Here is a 16,316-nt window from a genome sequence, read left to right as displayed (position 1 = left end):
ATTTAACATTCTACCCTAATTTCATGATTTAACCATTAAAGTAGTTACTATCACATAAATTTTAGCATAATTTGTCTATCAAAAAAACCGATTTTCGTCGTTTACATAAAAATTATTTCTTAATTCTTAAAAAATTTCCTTTTATTAGGTTAAGGCACGCCGCATTTAAACGTTTTTAGAATAAGATATCTTGTAACAAACAATAAGTGAGGTGATTACAAATGGCTACATACATCGACCAAGATCTTGGCGAACAATCTAATGATGCGAGTATAGATGTTTTACAATCACAGTATCAAGGTATTTTCGTTAAAGGATCAAACGGAATTACTATTAATCAGCAACAAGCACAAGCACTTCTCATCCTTCAAGTCTCTTTACAAGCTGCCTTAAGTGCACTTCTTATTGCATTTGATTTAGATGACGATGACGACGATGTTGTTGAGTTACAGTCTGTTATCCAATCAATTAAAGCAGCTCAAATACAAAATCAAAAAATTATTATTAAAGATAGTAATGGCATTAGCATTAATCAACAACAACTTCAAATTGATGCACTAATCCAATTAGCGCTTCAACTTCTTGCGCGTCTTGAAGCAAAATTTATTGAAATTTAATCATATCTTTAATCCCAATCGATCATAAGTGAGGTGAATCATTATGAGTTCTAGTTACTACCGCCCTGAATATCCTCATCAAAACCGTCCTCAACCAGATGGTCAACAAAATAATGAGGGTTCTATTACTAATTCCCAAACACAAACCCAAACACTTTTTATCAAAAAAAGTCATGGAATCACGCTCAATCAACAAGAAGCACAAGCCTTAATTGCCCTTCAAATTTCTTTACAAGCTGCTATTGAAGCAATTATTGCTGCTTTCGATGCTCAAGATAACGCCGATACAACTGACCTTCAACAACTGATTCAGCAATTAAAAGTGATACAATCTCAAAAAGAGATTATTGCTATTGAATGTTCGGGTGATCTTACCATCAATCAACAACAAATTCAAGTAGAATTGGTTGTCCAAGCGGTTATTCAGCTATTAGCAAAAATTTCTGCTAAAATCGTTGCTGCTTAATTAACGAACGATTTTTATCTAAAAACTTTCATTAGCGAATTAAAAAACACACGATTTTCTTTGGGTTAATAACTCCCATTCATCGTGTGTTTTCTTTTTCTATATTAGGATACATCTAGCCTTTAGTCATCATTAGCTTTGAGCTAACGGCATTTCAATCAAGATGAGATGACTATCTGTCTTTGCTTTTATTTCAATCAAATCTTCATAAATTTCTAACCCATCACGTGGGTTCATCTGTTCTTCATTTATTTGTGAGAGACCCTCTAATTGAATTAAGTAAGCTTGACGTCCCTCACAAACTTCAAAATGAAGCATTTTATCTGATTCTAAATGAGTCAACCAGACTTTAACCTCTTGATGAATTTTAAGAGGGGCATCATCTGTTGAAGCAGCTATTAAGTGCCACTTATTTTTATTGTTTTCTTGATTAAATGAAGCATACTTGATTGCTGGCATTAACGATTTTTGCTTTGGTGCCATCCAAATTTGAATCATGCGTACCGGTGTGTTTCCCCAGTTAAATTCACCATGTTCGATCAAGTTTCCTGCACACATATAATAAAAATCCCCTCGGTTGAGCGTTTTAATTTCAAACTGATGAGGCGTATGCGTCAAACTTCCCTCTAGAATATAAGTTAAAATTTCAACCTCTTTATGTTTATGTAAATCATGTCCACTCCCCGCATGTAAAATATCATCGTTAATGACGCGAAGAACACCAAATTTTTTTGAAGGCTGATGATAGTTTGCATTTGAAAAGTGAAATAAACTTTGAAGCCATGTATGATAAGCTGTTCCTAATTCTTTATGATCAACTTTTTTTATCATTGCTACTAACTCTCCTTCCCTTTTACTACCCGCTCCTTCCTATCCATGAATCAACCCTTTATTTATTCTATCATAGTTTAATTCTCATATTAGGTGTTAATTCAAGACAAATAAACCAAATATTTGGTACAAAAAAGTGATAGTTGAAACACTATCACTTTGGATATGACTTAATTAACTAAATATTCTTTATAGCGAATAAGTAATGTTCGTAACTTTCTCATCGCTTTAGCTTCAATTTGACGAATGCGTTCACGTGTTACGCCTTCAATTTCACCGATTTCTTCTAACGTTTTCTTTTCAGCTCCATTTAATCCAAATCGATGGGTAATGACAAATTGTTCACGTGGATTTAAACTTAAAATCATTTTATCCATATAAGCTTTTAAATCTTCATCCATCGCTTTCTTTTCTGGATTATCATACATTCTTGATCCACCTTGCGGTAATAACTCATTATCATTTGAAATTAAATCTTGCAATTCAGTATCTTCATCTTCTTTTGAAACGAATCCGTTTAACGATGTTGGTTTTAACATATACGTTTGAACGCGTTTAACTGCTTCATACTTTTCAACAGGAATATTTAATTCTCCGCATAAATCACTAACATCGATAGGCTCATCCCCTTGATCGGCTTTTTGTTCGTAGCGCATCACTTGATTAATCGATTCAAACATATGAACAGGAATGCGAATGGTAAATCCTTCATCCGCAATCGTTCTTGTCACCGCTTGCTTAATCCAATACGTCGCATACGTTGAAAAATTATTATCATAATTAAAATCAAATTTTTCGATGGCTTTCATTAATCCTTCTAATCCTACAGAAAATAAATCATCGTAGTCTAATTTGTGATGATAAAATTTAGTGTAACGACCAATAATTTTATGAACTAAATTTGTATTATTAAAAATTAACCATTCAAGCGCAGATTCATCGTTTTCAAGACGATATTTTTTTAAATACTCTAAGTTATATTGATAATCATTTGAATGCTTTCTCATTAAAAGGTTATGGGCACTACCGGATTCCGGGGTCATTGTTGATTTCTTACTTTTCGTATTCATTTTTCCATTACCCTCTCCCCTCTTTGAATCAGTCATCACAGTTTTTCTTTTTTTCTCACTGTTTTTTAGGTTAGCGACTTCTGTATGATTCATTCGATATCCCCTCTTTCTCATCGAACTGATTTTGCTCTTTAACGGTTGCTCATTTTCTTGATTTTTAGTTTCTTATTTATTTGCAATAACTCAAATATTAGAAACTGCTGTATGGTAAAAATTTTAGTTCGAATATTTGACTCATCTCATGATAAGATGTTCACCTTCTTTTACTAAACTTCCGACTACTGATAAGTAGATGATATCATTTGAATTTACTTTTTTTAAAGATTCTCTCTTGTTCGTCACTTCACTACCTCAAATTTAAAATGGCTGACCCATTCATGGCAAAAGATAGCTATTGCTTTTATCATTTCATCAGATTCTACCACTACTTTGCTATCATCTGATCACTAATAAAATTTCTTCATCTCATTTTATAAAAGCTTAAGTCCAAACCTCACTTTGATGCAAGTAACCAAACTTTCATCTACTATTAACCACTTGTTAAAATCATTCTATTTTTAATCAAACTGAAGGATTAACGTTAGGTTAACACTATTTCCATTTTGATTATATTAATTTTTCTTTATAATTATCACTTTTTCTCACATAATAATATCAAAATTCCAACTCAACATATGGAATTTTGAAAGGTGGAATGAACATGGGTAAAAATGAAATGGGTTCTCCTATGAACGCTTCAATGCAACAGGTAAAAAATAAATCAGATGTGGAATTTGGAACAGGTAATGTGGCCGATACACGTCTTGAAGTTAAAAAATCTTTACCAGAAGCTAAACGTTTCACTCAATCTTCAAAAGATCGCCGAAATAGTGAACAGTTATTAAAGCGATAATTAAGATCTTCCTATCCATCTTGGATAGGATTTTTTATTTCTTTGTATATTAGTACCATTTATAACCAATAATAAATTGAAAACTATATCTATATCCAATACGGGAGGAATTAATGATGCCATCAAACTCATTAAAATCTGCACGTCAACATATGACATTTTTCTTTTACTGCTCACTTTTGTTAGCTATCTTTTTTCTGTTTCAAATTCGATACACGTTAAATATTAGTTTTGCCAATTGGACGCTGTCACAATACGTTCTACTTTTTTTATTTTTTTCTTTTCTCACGATTTGCGGTTTAAAATATTATTCTTATTCTCGTGATTTAAAAATGGATCGTGTACGAATGGATTTAGAAGAGAAAAAGCTCAATCTTAAAAAAATGGCCATCCGTGAACAAGTCGCATCCATGAATCCTTATGATTTTGGTGAATTGGTTGCCGACTTATTTCGAATGAAAGGTTTTAAACGCATTTTTTTAACCCCACGTATGAATAAACATTTTTATGATATTGAAATGTATCTAGATGATCAAAAAATATTAGTCTCTTGTTTATTAAACGCGCTAGATTATCCCATTCCTCAGTCTTACTTAGATCGACTTCATTTAATGATGCGAAGTAATCAAATCGATCAAGGCGTTTTTGTGACACTTGGTCACTTTTCTAAGGAGTGTTATGAGTTTTCAGACGATAAACCCATTTATTTAATTAACGGAGACGAATTAATTGAAACATTAATTCACAGTTCAGACGATTAAGATTGTTTTTTCCTAAAATACTGCTGACAAAATAAAGACCACTGAATCTGATAATCTTCATGTGAGATGATAGGAAGATCGTTGATCGTAAGTTTTTGATTTCGTCGGCATAATTCGACGAAATCATCGATACAAGGTTCAAATTCATCAACATAAACAGATACCTCTTTAAATCCTAACAACTGTGCAACCTTTAACCGAGTATGACCATCAATGCAAACCCATTGTTTCCCCCTTTTAATAACTGAAACAATGACTTGTTCAGGTCGTTTAATCCACGTTAACAACTGGTTAAGCTTTTTTTCATTAATGTATAACTGACTCGGTTGAATACTTAAAAGATTTAATGATAAAATCTCTTTTTTAGGTTGATGATAAAGAACCTGCCTCTCTTTTGTTTCAATATGACTAATAAATCCACTATAAAATAAAAACTCTTCAATCACTACCTGCGGACAGTGGGCTGCTTTAGTATGTAAAATCGCCTGATGATGATTTATGATTTCAAACTCATATCTTAACGGCTGACTCTTCTCATCACTAAACAGCCAAAACGAAGTATTATGATTTTTTATTCCTTCATGTGTTTCAAGGCCATTATCTTCGCATCTTTCAACTCTCATTTCACTCCCCCTTAATGTACGTCATATACTAATGATATGAGTGATTCATCACTTTTTAATTTCTAATCATTAAAAAATATGTATTCTTTTTAAATGATTCCTTAAACAGAAATCACTTATTTGATTTTTTATCAATTTAATCTTATGCAAACTACTATGTTACCTATCTTCAAATTGGATTTAATCATTCCACCTCATTTTAAAGGAATGTACTAAATCCAGTTCATGACGAGTATTTTTGTGATTGAATACTGTTAGATTATCTTAGAAACTATTAAAAAATTGACTATTTTTGTGTGGATTAAAGCAAATTTTTACGAACGGATTATGTTTTTAGTAATGTCGCATAAACTATAATAGACTGATCATTTGTCGTAATAAAGGAGGGACAATGGATGTTCGAAGAATTAATTGAAAAAGCCACCCAAGTATTAAATCCTCGACAACTTTCTTCAACGGCTGAAGCAGGAAGTGTAGCTGCCGCCATTTTAACGAACAGTGGAAATATCTATACAGGTATTTGTATCGAAACCGCTTGTTCAATGGGATTTTGTGCTGAGCATGCCGCTGCCGCTGCGATGTTAACAGCAGGTGAAAGTCACATTGTGAAAATGGTAGCTATTAATAAACGTGGAAATATATTACCTCCTTGTGGTCGTTGTCGAGAATTCATTAGCCAATTAAATGATCACAATATTAAAGCGGAGGTCTTAATAAATCGTCAAAGAGCTGTCAAGCTCATCGATCTTCTTCCTTATGATTGGAGAGAAGCAAAATTTTCCGAAATTAAATAATTTTCATTGAGGCGCTCTTTATAAACAGGTGTGTGAGAGCATAAAAAAACTTGTAAGCCATAACTTACAAGTTTTTTTATGCCACTGATTTAATCAATGAGTTAAATTAGTTTTTTCATATCAAGAGGGAGTGGAACTTCAAATTTTAATGGTGCTTCCGTAATCGGATGAATCATTTCAATGCGTGAAGAGTGTAACGCCTGTCGTCTTAATGGTCCAACTTTAGCTGGTCCTCCATATAAGTGATCTCCTAACAGTGGATGCCCTAAATGACTCATGTGAACACGAATTTGATGCGTTCGTCCTGTTTTTAGTTCCAACTCAACAAGTGCGTACGTCTTAAATTGTTGTTTTAATTGATAATAAGTGAGCGCCGTGTCCCCATTTTTAGCCACACGTCGTCTAGCGCTATGATGACGATCTTTTCCAATCGGCGCATGAATCTTTCCTTTTTTTGTTGATAATCGTCCATTCACTAACCCTAAATACCAACGTTTAATCTTCTTTTCAGCTAACCAATGATCCATTAGACTATGTGCCAGATAATGCTTAGCAAAAATGATCCCACCGCTTGTATCCGTATCTAGTCGATGAATGTATCGAATGCGATGATGAATTTGATGTTCTTGATAATAATAAGCCACTCCATTTACTAGTGTGTTCATCCCCTCTTTTTGATCCGGATGTACCATTAATCCTGCGGGCTTATTAATAATGAGTAGATGATCATCTTCGTAAATAATATCTAATTTCATTTTTTGAGGCTTAAAATCGATTACTTCTTTTTCAAACACCGGGATGGCTAACTTATCCCCTATTTGTAAAACAGCGTTAAAATTAGCAATTTCTTTATTAAGTTTAACACGTTTATTCATATAAAGTTCATGAATTTTTTTTCGTGATAAGTGATAGTGTTGTAAAAATTCACGAACGGTTTGATTGGCTTGCTTTTGTTCAATCGTTATTATTAAATACTCGTCTTTACGAGTGACTTTCATAGGATCACCCTCATTACTTTTTAAATTGCTTAACGACTCCTACGACATCTTGTTTGAGATTAACTAATCCTAATCGTGATGAACGTGAGTCTAAACTATGATTTCGATTATCTCCCATGACAAAAAGAAATCCTTGATCAACCATAATATCAATTTTTTCATGATCATTCATAGGTTCTTTAAGATACGGCTCATGAATGCACACGCCATCAATAAAAAGCTTTCCTTTGTCAATGACCACATGTTCACCTGGTAGTCCAATCACACGTTTTAAAAAGAATTTATGTTGCTTTTTTTGATGAGCTTTAAAGGCGATTAAATCATGACGCCTTGGTTCACGCCGATGATACGTACGACAATCCAAAAGAATGGGTTGATTATTCGAAATCGTTGGGATCATCGATTCACCTCTTGCTAAAGCGATACGAACAAAACGGGAAATGAAATACCCGATCAATAAACTAGTTCCTAATTCAATGACATCATCTAATATCGTATTCTCTTCACTTGCCACACTCATTCAGCCTCCTTCATGAGTTCTTGTCTTATTATAACATACTCTTTCTCTCATGACCTTAAAACATTAAGCAACCTTACTTTGATGTAACCTTAAATCAAAATTTTTTATTGCTCAAATGATTCAAAAGATTGTATGAAACCACTAGTCCTTGTTTAATCTTCTTCATACACGTAAAATCTATTACCTCTGATCTATTTTAATCTCTCATTAAAACATAAACCGTTAGTTATATTTCTTAACGTTTTATGGTAAACTATACATAATTTCATCTAGCTTAAACATAATATATTGAATTGTTATTGGAGGATTGTCTTATGAAAACTGTTACGGATCGTTTCTTAAATTATGTGACTTATGATACTCAGTCTAACCCAAATTCACTAAGCACACCTTCTACTTCATCACAATTAGCATTTGGTGATGTATTAGTGGAAGAATTAAAAGAACTTGGATTAGAGGCAATTGAAAAAGATGAAAATGGTTATATCTATGCCACGCTTCCTGCAAATATCGATCAATCGATCCCAACGATTGCCTTTATTGCCCACATGGATACGAGTCCTGATTTTAGTGGTAAAGATGTTAAACCACAACTCGTTGATTATCAAGGTGGCGACATCATCTTAAACAAAGAGAAAAATATTATTTTATCTCCTACTGATTTTCCATCGTTAAATCAGTATGTTGGGCAAACATTAATTACAACGGATGGAACGACTTTACTTGGAGCAGATGATAAAGCAGGGATTGCTGAAATCATGACTGCCATTGATTACTTAACGAAACACCCTGAAATTCCACATGGTTGTCTTAAAGTGGCCTTTACACCTGATGAAGAAATCGGACGCGGAGCTGACAAATTCCAAGTTGAAAAATTTGGAGCAGATTTTGCTTATACGATGGACGGTGGCATTATTGGTGAGCTACAATATGAATCATTTAATGCAGCGGGAGCTAAAATCAAAGTCCATGGAAAAAGCGTACATCCTGGTGATGCTAAAGATAAAATGATTAATGCTGCTTTAATTGCCACTGAAATTGCAAGTATGTTCCCAAGACTTGAAACCCCACAACATACAGAAAATTACGAAGGATTTTATCACTTAACTGACATTAGTGGAAACTGTGAAGAGGCATTCTTAAACTTAATTATTCGTGACTTTGATACTGAACGCTTTGAGTCACGCAAACAATTTGTTGAAGATTTAATTAAAGAGTTTAATCAAAAATACCCATCAAACACAGTGGAGTTAGAACTGGTGGATCAATATTATAACATGCGTCTTCACATCGAAGATAAAATGCATATCGTTGATTTAGCAAAAAACGCCTTAATGGAAGTTGGTGTTACTCCTTTAATCGTACCTGTTCGCGGTGGAACAGATGGATCAAAACTATCTTTTATGGGATTACCAACACCAAATCTATTTACGGGTGGACATAATTTCCATGGAAAATTTGAATACATCCCTGTCCCATCTCTGGAAAAAGCAGTTGAAGTCATTGTTAAAATTGCTGAATTAGCTACTAAAAAAACTAGTCATTAAGACTAGTTTTTTCGTTTATCTGAAAATAGTAGCATAAGACTTTTAAACATAATTTTTATATCGAACCAGCATGTTTGATGTTCGATATAAAGAAGGTCAAATGCATATTTTTGATCCCACGTTAAAATCTGTTGATGATGTAATTGGCTCCAGTCCATCAGACCTGGTCGAACATCGTGTCGTTTCATCTCCAGCTCATTTGAGGTCGTTGATCGAATTAAAACAGGGCGTGGTCCAACTAAACTCATATCTCCTAATAAAACATTATAAAGTTCTGGTAAATGATCTAAATGATAAGTCGTTAAAAATCTCCCTAGTTTCGTTAAACGTTCATTAGGTAATAAAAATTGATGGCTGTGATCATGCGAATGCGCCATGGTTTTAAAGCGATATAGGGTAAACAACTTTTCATTCATTCCAGGGTATCGTTGTTTACTTAGGACAGGTGTACCGAGATTTAACCACACAAGGATGGCAATGATTAAATAAATAGGACTTAATAAGATGAGCATGATGCAAGAAATAACAATATCCATTAAACGTTTCATTTTTCTCCCTCCTTCATTGATAAAATTTTAACTCAAAACATTCTAAAAAGATGTTACAAACTTCCTTTTTATACTATTACTTTATGCGCAAGTCCCGTCTTTGTTCAAACGAAAAGGCAATCCAAACGGATTGCCTTTTTCATTAATTTCTAAATTGACTGTTATATAAATTAGCATAAAAACCATTGGCAGCTAGTAATGATTCATGATTTCCTTGCTCGATAATATCTCCTTGATTTAACACAAGAATTTGATCGGCACCTCGAATCGTACTTAAACGATGAGCAATGACAAACGTTGTTTTTCCTTCCATTAAACGTAGCATCGCCTTTTGAATTTCGGCTTCTGTTTTTGTATCAATGGAAGAAGTCGCTTCATCTAAAATTAAGATAGATGATTGAGATAAGACGGCTCGTGCAATCGCCAACAACTGACGCTGTCCTTGCGATAAATTACTTCCATTATCAGATAACACCGTGTCATATCCATCAGGTAATTGCATAATAAACTGATGAGCATTCGCCATTTTAGCAGCCTCAATAATTTCATCATTTGTTGCATCTAAACGTCCATAACGGATATTTTCACGGACCGTTTCTCCAAATAAATAAGTATCTTGAAGAACCATCGAAATATTACGTCGTAAACTACGGCGAGTCATCTGATTGATATTCACACCATCAATTAAAATCTCTCCTGAATCGATGTCATAAAACTTCGTTAATAAATTGATAATCGTTGTTTTCCCAGCTCCTGTTGGACCAACAATCGCAACCGTCTCTCCACGTCGTGCATGAATACAAGCGTCTTTTAAAATAGTTTTTCCTGTGTCATATGAGAATTTGACATGATTTAGAATGACATCTCCATCTAATTTCTCAATATCATACGCCCCTGCTTCATCTTGTTCAGGTGCTTCATCCATTACTTCAAAGACACGCTCAGCACCTGCTAAAGCTGATTGGATCGTATTAAAAATATTTAAGATTTCATTGATTGGACGAGTAAAGTTTCTCATATATAAAATAAACGTAAAGATCATTCCAACCGTAATACTTGATTGTAAAAGAGCTAAAACTCCTCCAACAACAGCGACCAATAAAAAGGTGAAGTTATTAATGAAGTTGTTAATAGGTCCCATGAAGCCCGATAAAGCTTGTGCCATAGTGGCACTTTTCGTTAAACGACGATTAATCGTTCCAAATTCTTTTTCTACAGCTTCTTCTTGTGAAAATAATAACACCGCTTTTTGACCTGACACGATTTCTTCAATATATCCATTTAACTTCCCTAAGTCTTGCTGCTGTTTAATGAAGAAAGGTTGTGTTTTTTTAACTAAAAAACGTGACGTTAAAAACATAAGCGGCATTGTGACTAATCCAACAAGTGTTAAGGTTGGGCTTAAAATAAACATGGCAATTAACATTCCAATAATGGTGATAATACCTGAAAACATTTGAGTAATGCTTTGTGAAAGTGTCATATTGATATTATCAACATCGTTCGTTAAACGACTCATTAAATCTCCACTAGAATGGGTATCAAAAAAGCGAAGTGGAAGTCCTTGCATCTTATCAAATAATTGACGACGAATTTCAGCCGTTGTTTCTTGCGCTAATTTAACCATGATCAAGTTTTGAGCATAAGTCGCTATCACACTAATGAGATAGACAGCTCCCATCAATAAACAAATCGCTTTTAAACCAGATAAGTTCCCCGGAATGATGTATTGATCAATCATCTCTCCATAATATTTCGTCGCTAACACACTCACTACTGTTGAAATAATGCAAAGAATAAAAACTAAGATGAGCGCATAAATACGATGATTTAAATAAGCAAGTAATCGCTTAATCGTTGATTTAGGATTTTTTAGCTTCTCTGCTTGATCAAAACGTCCATTTGGTCCTTTCCCCTGCGCTCCTGGACCTGGTCCCATTGGTTTATTCATGATCGATTGCCTCCTCTCCTAATTGTGAACTCGCAATACTACGATAGATTTCATTTGATTTTAATAACTCTTGATGCGTTCCAATTCCTGAAATTTCACCTTGATCCAGTACAATGATTTGATCGGCATCCATGACAGCTGAAATACGCTGAGCAATCATAATAACGGTGCTATCTTTCATTCGTGACTTAATGGCTTGCTGTAATTTACTTTCAGTGGCCATATCAAGAGCACTTGAAGAGTCGTCTAAAATTAAAATCTTAGGATTTCTAATTAACGTTCTTGCAATAGACACACGTTGTTTTTGACCACCTGATAAGTTTTTCCCACGTTGTTCAACAACCGTTTCATATTTATCTTCTTTAGCTTGAATAAACTCTAATGCCTGAGCATCACGAGCCGCCTCATCTAACTCAGTCTGACTCGCCTCATGATAACCAAATTTAAAGTTAGACGCAATGGTTCCAGAGAATAAAATACTCTCTTGTAAAACAACTCCAATCTGATCACGAAGTTCTGTTAGTGATAACTGTTTAACATTTTTTCCACCAATTAAAACTTCACCTTCACTAGCATCGTATAAACGTGGAATTAAACTAACAAGAGAACTTTTTCCTGATCCGGTTCCGCCAATGATTCCAACTTTTTGTCCTTGTTTAATATGAAATGAAATATCTTTTAGGACTTCTTCACTCTGCTCGTGATATTTAAATGACACGTGTTTAAACTCAATATCATAATTCGTTAAGTGATCCGGATTCATACACTCCTCAATACTTGAATGCGTATTAAAAACTTCATTAATACGATCAGCTGACGCTTTTGAACGTGAAAAGTTCATCGAAACCATAATTACCATCATGATTGACATCATAATTTGCGTTAAATAGTTAATAAACGCCATAATCTTTCCTGTTTCAAGTAATCCAGCTTGAGAAAGATGTCCTCCATACCAAAGCACTGCAATAATACTAAAGTTAACAACTAGCATCACGACAGGATTTAAAACAATCATCATTTTTTGAGCTAAAATACTTTGATTCATTAAGTCATCGTTGGCTTCATTGAAACGTTCTTTTTGTGTCTCTTCTATCGCAAACGCTTTGATCACACGAACACCTAATAAATTCTCACGCATGACGTTATTGACTTTATCAATTTTTTCTTGCATCGTCTTAAATAATGGAAATGATTTAGCCATGACAACTCCAACAAAGATTAAAATAATTGGGATGGCAACGACAAAGATAATCGATAATTGGTGACTCAACTGATACGCCATAAATAATCCACCCACACACAGTAATGGCGCACGCACTAAAAGACGAAGTGCCATCATCACCATCGTTTGAACTTGTGTAATATCATTTGTTAAACGAGTAATTAACGATGACGTTTTAAAATGATCTAACTCTAAAAACGACAACGATTGAATTTTTGCAAATAATCCATCTCTTAAACTTTGCCCAAGATTCACAGCGGCCATCGTTGAAAAGATCGAACACCCCACACCTCCAAGTAATCCTATAAAGGCATATAACATCATTTTAACTCCTGTCGCTAAGACGTAATGAATATCACCATTGGCAATTCCAATATCAACGATATTTGATAACATCGTCGGTAATGTTAAATCCATCGCAACCTCTAACATCATAAAAAGGGGGGCTAAAATCGCATATAAAATAGCTGATCCCTTTAAAAACTTTAATAATTTAAGCATCTGTTTGACTCTCCTTTCCTTTTAAGTTCTCAAAAATACGCTCTAAATACTGAATCAGATCTTCTTTTTCCTCTGAAGTAAATCCTTCTAGACATTGTTCATCAATCTCACTAAACACCATTTTTACTTTCTGCTTAGAGGCTCTTCCCGCTTCTGTCAAATACACATTCGTCATTCGTCGATCGTTTGAATTGATTTCACGATAAATGAGCCCACTCTTTTCTAAATGTCCTAATAAGCTGGTTGCCGTTGCCGGTTGAATATGACAATTTTTAGCTAAATCTTTTTGAGAACATCCATTATGATGATGTAAGTACTCTAACACTTTAGGCTGCCCTTCTGTTAACCCTAATTGTTGAAATCGTTGCTGACACGTTTTTTTATGCATTTTTGCCGTACGTATAAACACCCGATGTAATGATTTAGGACGTTTATCTTCCAACTCCTCCTTCATGCATAACCTCCTCCTCTTAAGCATTTAGATATCTAATTATTTAATATCTAAATATTTATCATACTTTAAAAATATTGTCAAATATCATCAAAAAAGAGGGTGACTCCTCTAGGTTATCACGCCTCTTGTTCTAAAATGACCCGTTACTCATTACGTTAGTTAAAAATTTAGCATGTTGCCATTCATATGGAAATAACGATAAATAGGTTGGTTCTATGTATCGATCATCAATCATAACAACAATTCCTTTATCTGTTTCTGTTCGAATGACGCGGCCAACTGCTTGCATCACTTTATTAAATCCTGGATAAACATAAGCAAATAAATAACCTTTATTAAACGTCTGTTCAAAATAAAGACGCCGTTGCTCTGTGAGCGGATTGATTTGTGGTAGCCCAACTCCTACAATAATAGAGCCAATGAGTCGATGGCCAACTAAGTCAATTCCTTCACTAAAAACACCACCTAAGACTGCAAAAGCAACCAGTGTTTGCTGTGGGTCCTCCTCAAAAGAAGACAAAAACAGATCACGTTCTGCTTCATTCATCTCTCGTTCTTGTTTTAACGTCACTTGTTGATCTCCAACTAATTGTTCATACGCTTCGTATACCATTTCAAGATAGTGATATGAAGGAAAGAAAACGAGATAGTTTCCTTTTTGTCTTTGAGTAACGTGATAAATGACTGAAATTAACGCTCCCACGGATTGATGTCGAAACTTAAATTTAGTAGAAATGCCGTGGTGAACATATAAACTCAAATGCTCACGTTCAAATGGAGAGGGAAGAAAAATTTGTTCGCATGATTCATCATGTAATAAAACGGTGTGATAATAACTCAACGGATGAAGCGTGGCTGAAAATAAAATACTTGAACGAACGCGTTCCATTCGTTCACTTAAATACAAGCTTGGATTTAAGCAAACAATGCTCACTTTAACATTTGCCCCATCACGTTCATATCGAAAACGAAAGCTATCATTATAAAAATCAGCAATACGTAAAAATTGATTTAGATCAAAATAAAGCGCCGTTAACTGAGGTTTATATTCTGTTTCAGGATAGTTGTATAAATACTTCTCTAGCACCTCTAATAGGCGTTTACTTTTATTTAACAATAACTGATCGATGTCTTTTTTAAACAAGTCATAACTGTTACTTTCTTCAAGCTCATGACCATACTCAATGAATTTTAATTTTAAAGCACCCAATGCCTTTCCTAGCGTTTGATTCCTTTTTTTAAATAGACGATGCATCTCCTCTATCACTGATTTGTTTAATGAGGCACTATACATCTCACACGCACGATCATATAAATTATGAGCCTCATCAATTAAAGCAATATGTGGGGACGGTTCATCAAAAAAGCGACGTAAATAAGCACGTGGATCAAACATATAATTATAATCTCCAATGACGGCATCACTAATCGATGCCATCGCCAGCGAATACTCAAATGGACAAACGCAATGCTTTTTAGCATAGTTTACGATTTGCTCTTTCGTATAAAGCATCTCCGATTCAAACAGATCTTTCGTTGCTACATTAATTCGATCAAAATATCCTTTTGCATAAGGACAGTAACTCGGGTCACATTTTACCTCATCCATTAGACAAATTTTTTCTTTTGCTGTTATGGTGGTTACTTTAGCATGCCATCCATTAGCTAAACATTTTTCAAAAGCTTTTTCAGCCACCCGGCGACCGATTGTCTTTGCCGTCAAGTAAAAAATCTTTTGTTCATGTTCATTCAACGCTTTAATACTTGGAAAAATCGTTCCCATTGTCTTTCCAATTCCAGTCGGAGCTCGCAAGAGCAGACGTTTTTTTTGTTTGACACACTGATACACTGCACCAGCCAACTCTCGTTGATAGGCTCGAAAATCTCCAAACGGAAACTGAAGTGTTTTCGCCGTTTTAAGTTTTAATTCCATGGAACGTAACAAAATAAAATACCATTCTAAGTAAACTTTCATGGTTTTATTGACAAATGGCTCAAGCATTTCTTTTGTATAAACTTGATCGAATGATCGTTGATTAATTCCGTCTAAATCACAATAAATGAGCCGAACGGTGATGTCTTCCCAATCTAAATGTTGGCACAGTAGTAAGTAAGCATAAAACTTTGCCTGTGCATAATGGGCGGGACGATCGTTTTCCTCAATCATTTCTAAACGACGCGTCGTTGATTTAATTTCTCCAACGATCCACCTTCCGTCTCGTTCAAGTAAAAGATCCATCCGTCCACTTAAATGAACCTCGTGTCCGTCTATGTTTAATACATGTTCTAAATAAACTTCACACTCTTCCTCTAAATAGTGCTCTTGAATGATTTGATGAGCTTTCGTCCCATACTGAGCACGATTAGCTTGAAAATATTCGAGATTTAAGTCGCCTTGTTGATAGACATAGCTCACCACTTCTTTGATCCCTTTACGAACCATCATCCTTTCACCCCATTTCCTATGTCATAAAATTGAATATAGCCATTCTTTTGCCAATAATAAAGACGAAGTTCGTCA

The 16,316-nt window shown here is 34.4% G+C and carries 16 protein-coding genes; 6 read left to right on the top strand and 10 right to left on the bottom strand.

Annotated elements, in window-relative coordinates; translation table 11 throughout:
- Positions 1 to 221 precede the first annotated feature (221 nt).
- Together JRC48_RS01880 and JRC48_RS01875 are read left to right on the top strand one after the other, a co-directional pair.
- Positions 222 to 617, top strand: coding sequence for a spore coat protein (locus JRC48_RS01880; protein ID WP_235070183.1), 396 nt, complete (start codon positions 222 to 224; stop codon positions 615 to 617).
- Between the two features lie 43 nt (positions 618 to 660).
- Positions 661 to 1,083 (top strand): spore coat protein, encoded by a 423-nt coding sequence (locus JRC48_RS01875; RefSeq protein ID WP_235070182.1) that lies wholly within the window; start codon positions 661 to 663, stop codon positions 1,081 to 1,083.
- Between the two features lie 132 nt (positions 1,084 to 1,215).
- Here JRC48_RS01875 and JRC48_RS01870 read toward each other — a convergent pair whose 3' ends face one another.
- Together JRC48_RS01870 and JRC48_RS01865 are read right to left on the bottom strand one after the other, a co-directional pair.
- Positions 1,216 to 1,914: a pirin family protein gene (locus JRC48_RS01870; RefSeq protein ID WP_235070181.1), complete on the bottom strand. Its 699-nt coding sequence runs from the start codon at positions 1,912 to 1,914 to the stop codon at positions 1,216 to 1,218.
- A 170-nt stretch (positions 1,915 to 2,084) separates the two neighbouring features.
- Positions 2,085 to 3,077 carry an RNA polymerase sigma factor RpoD/SigA gene (locus JRC48_RS01865; RefSeq protein ID WP_235070180.1) on the bottom strand — a complete coding sequence of 331 codons (993 nt, stop codon included), beginning with the start codon at positions 3,075 to 3,077 and terminating at the stop codon, positions 2,085 to 2,087.
- A 607-nt stretch (positions 3,078 to 3,684) separates the two neighbouring features.
- Between JRC48_RS01865 and JRC48_RS01860 the strand changes: the two genes are divergently transcribed.
- Both JRC48_RS01860 and JRC48_RS01855 read left to right on the top strand, forming a co-directional pair.
- The gene (locus JRC48_RS01860; protein ID WP_235070179.1) at positions 3,685 to 3,876 is read left to right on the top strand and encodes a hypothetical protein; all 192 of its coding nucleotides are present in this window, start codon (positions 3,685 to 3,687) and stop codon (positions 3,874 to 3,876) included.
- A gap of 116 nt (positions 3,877 to 3,992) precedes the next feature.
- Entirely contained in the window at positions 3,993 to 4,637 is a 645-nt protein-coding gene (locus JRC48_RS01855; protein ID WP_235070178.1) for a restriction endonuclease, read from the top strand.
- Here JRC48_RS01855 and JRC48_RS01850 read toward each other — a convergent pair.
- Positions 4,634 to 5,260 (bottom strand): ParB N-terminal domain-containing protein, encoded by a 627-nt coding sequence (locus JRC48_RS01850; protein ID WP_235070177.1) that lies wholly within the window; start codon positions 5,258 to 5,260, stop codon positions 4,634 to 4,636. The two genes, JRC48_RS01855 and JRC48_RS01850, sit on opposite strands and share 4 nt — an antisense overlap.
- Positions 5,261 to 5,655: 395 nt before the next feature.
- Between JRC48_RS01850 and JRC48_RS01845 the strand changes: the two genes are divergently transcribed.
- Positions 5,656 to 6,054, top strand: a complete 399-nt coding sequence (locus JRC48_RS01845) for a cytidine deaminase (RefSeq protein WP_235070176.1) — start codon at positions 5,656 to 5,658, stop codon at positions 6,052 to 6,054.
- Positions 6,055 to 6,155: 101 nt separating this feature from the next.
- On the opposite strand, the gene JRC48_RS01840 is transcribed toward JRC48_RS01845, so the two are convergent.
- Positions 6,156 to 7,052 carry an RluA family pseudouridine synthase gene (locus tag JRC48_RS01840; protein WP_235070175.1) on the bottom strand — a complete coding sequence of 299 codons (897 nt, stop codon included), beginning with the start codon at positions 7,050 to 7,052 and terminating at the stop codon, positions 6,156 to 6,158.
- 13 nt (positions 7,053 to 7,065) lie between these two features.
- Positions 7,066 to 7,572 carry a signal peptidase I gene (gene lepB, locus JRC48_RS01835; RefSeq protein WP_235070174.1) on the bottom strand — a complete coding sequence of 169 codons (507 nt, stop codon included), beginning with the start codon at positions 7,570 to 7,572 and terminating at the stop codon, positions 7,066 to 7,068.
- Positions 7,573 to 7,886: 314 nt separating this feature from the next.
- On the opposite strand from lepB, the gene pepT reads away from it, so the two are divergent.
- Positions 7,887 to 9,119 (top strand): peptidase T, encoded by a 1,233-nt coding sequence (gene pepT, locus JRC48_RS01830; RefSeq protein WP_235070173.1) that lies wholly within the window; start codon positions 7,887 to 7,889, stop codon positions 9,117 to 9,119.
- A gap of 2 nt (positions 9,120 to 9,121) precedes the next feature.
- On the opposite strand, the gene JRC48_RS01825 is transcribed toward pepT, so the two are convergent.
- The 5 genes from JRC48_RS01825 to JRC48_RS01805 all read right to left on the bottom strand — a co-directional run bounded on the left by JRC48_RS01825 (position 9,122) and on the right by JRC48_RS01805 (position 16,241).
- Positions 9,122 to 9,667 carry a sugar transferase gene (locus tag JRC48_RS01825; RefSeq protein WP_235070172.1) on the bottom strand — a complete coding sequence of 182 codons (546 nt, stop codon included), beginning with the start codon at positions 9,665 to 9,667 and terminating at the stop codon, positions 9,122 to 9,124.
- 142 nt (positions 9,668 to 9,809) lie between these two features.
- On the bottom strand, positions 9,810 to 11,618 hold the full coding sequence (locus JRC48_RS01820) for an ABC transporter ATP-binding protein (protein WP_235070171.1): 1,809 nt from the start codon (positions 11,616 to 11,618) through the stop codon (positions 9,810 to 9,812).
- Positions 11,611 to 13,341: an ABC transporter ATP-binding protein gene (locus tag JRC48_RS01815; protein ID WP_235070170.1), complete on the bottom strand. Its 1,731-nt coding sequence runs from the start codon at positions 13,339 to 13,341 to the stop codon at positions 11,611 to 11,613. The genes JRC48_RS01820 and JRC48_RS01815 overlap by 8 nt, the downstream gene beginning before the upstream one ends.
- Positions 13,334 to 13,795, bottom strand: coding sequence for a MarR family winged helix-turn-helix transcriptional regulator (locus JRC48_RS01810; protein WP_235070169.1), 462 nt, complete (start codon positions 13,793 to 13,795; stop codon positions 13,334 to 13,336). The genes JRC48_RS01815 and JRC48_RS01810 overlap by 8 nt, the downstream gene beginning before the upstream one ends.
- 130 nt (positions 13,796 to 13,925) lie before the next feature.
- Positions 13,926 to 16,241, bottom strand: a complete 2,316-nt coding sequence (locus JRC48_RS01805) for a helicase C-terminal domain-containing protein (RefSeq protein WP_235070168.1) — start codon at positions 16,239 to 16,241, stop codon at positions 13,926 to 13,928.
- Between the last annotated feature and the right edge of the window lie 75 nt (positions 16,242 to 16,316).

It is taken from the genome of Turicibacter sp. TJ11 (assembly GCF_021497505.1).
Classification (GTDB): Bacteria; Bacillota_I; Bacilli_A; order MOL361; family Turicibacteraceae; genus Turicibacter.
This window is presented reverse-complemented; position numbering and strand designations above follow the sequence as displayed.

Bases quoted from the DNA above. Each gene is read 5' to 3' on its own strand.
- JRC48_RS01880 (WP_235070183.1), top strand. From the start codon at position 222: ATGGCTACATACATCGACCAAGATCTTGGCGAACAATCTAATGATGCG.
- JRC48_RS01875 (WP_235070182.1), top strand. From the start codon at position 661: ATGAGTTCTAGTTACTACCGCCCTGAATATCCTCATCAAAACCGTCCT.
- JRC48_RS01870 (WP_235070181.1), bottom strand. From the start codon at position 1,914: ATGATAAAAAAAGTTGATCATAAAGAATTAGGAACAGCTTATCATACA.
- JRC48_RS01865 (WP_235070180.1), bottom strand. From the start codon at position 3,077: ATGAATCATACAGAAGTCGCTAACCTAAAAAACAGTGAGAAAAAAAGA.
- JRC48_RS01860 (WP_235070179.1), top strand. From the start codon at position 3,685: ATGGGTAAAAATGAAATGGGTTCTCCTATGAACGCTTCAATGCAACAG.
- JRC48_RS01855 (WP_235070178.1), top strand. From the start codon at position 3,993: ATGCCATCAAACTCATTAAAATCTGCACGTCAACATATGACATTTTTC.
- JRC48_RS01850 (WP_235070177.1), bottom strand. From the start codon at position 5,260: ATGAGAGTTGAAAGATGCGAAGATAATGGCCTTGAAACACATGAAGGA.
- JRC48_RS01845 (WP_235070176.1), top strand. From the start codon at position 5,656: ATGTTCGAAGAATTAATTGAAAAAGCCACCCAAGTATTAAATCCTCGA.
- JRC48_RS01840 (WP_235070175.1), bottom strand. From the start codon at position 7,052: ATGAAAGTCACTCGTAAAGACGAGTATTTAATAATAACGATTGAACAA.
- lepB (WP_235070174.1), bottom strand. From the start codon at position 7,572: ATGAGTGTGGCAAGTGAAGAGAATACGATATTAGATGATGTCATTGAA.
- pepT (WP_235070173.1), top strand. From the start codon at position 7,887: ATGAAAACTGTTACGGATCGTTTCTTAAATTATGTGACTTATGATACT.
- JRC48_RS01825 (WP_235070172.1), bottom strand. From the start codon at position 9,667: ATGAAACGTTTAATGGATATTGTTATTTCTTGCATCATGCTCATCTTA.
- JRC48_RS01820 (WP_235070171.1), bottom strand. From the start codon at position 11,618: ATGAATAAACCAATGGGACCAGGTCCAGGAGCGCAGGGGAAAGGACCA.
- JRC48_RS01815 (WP_235070170.1), bottom strand. From the start codon at position 13,341: ATGCTTAAATTATTAAAGTTTTTAAAGGGATCAGCTATTTTATATGCG.
- JRC48_RS01810 (WP_235070169.1), bottom strand. From the start codon at position 13,795: ATGAAGGAGGAGTTGGAAGATAAACGTCCTAAATCATTACATCGGGTG.
- JRC48_RS01805 (WP_235070168.1), bottom strand. From the start codon at position 16,241: ATGATGGTTCGTAAAGGGATCAAAGAAGTGGTGAGCTATGTCTATCAA.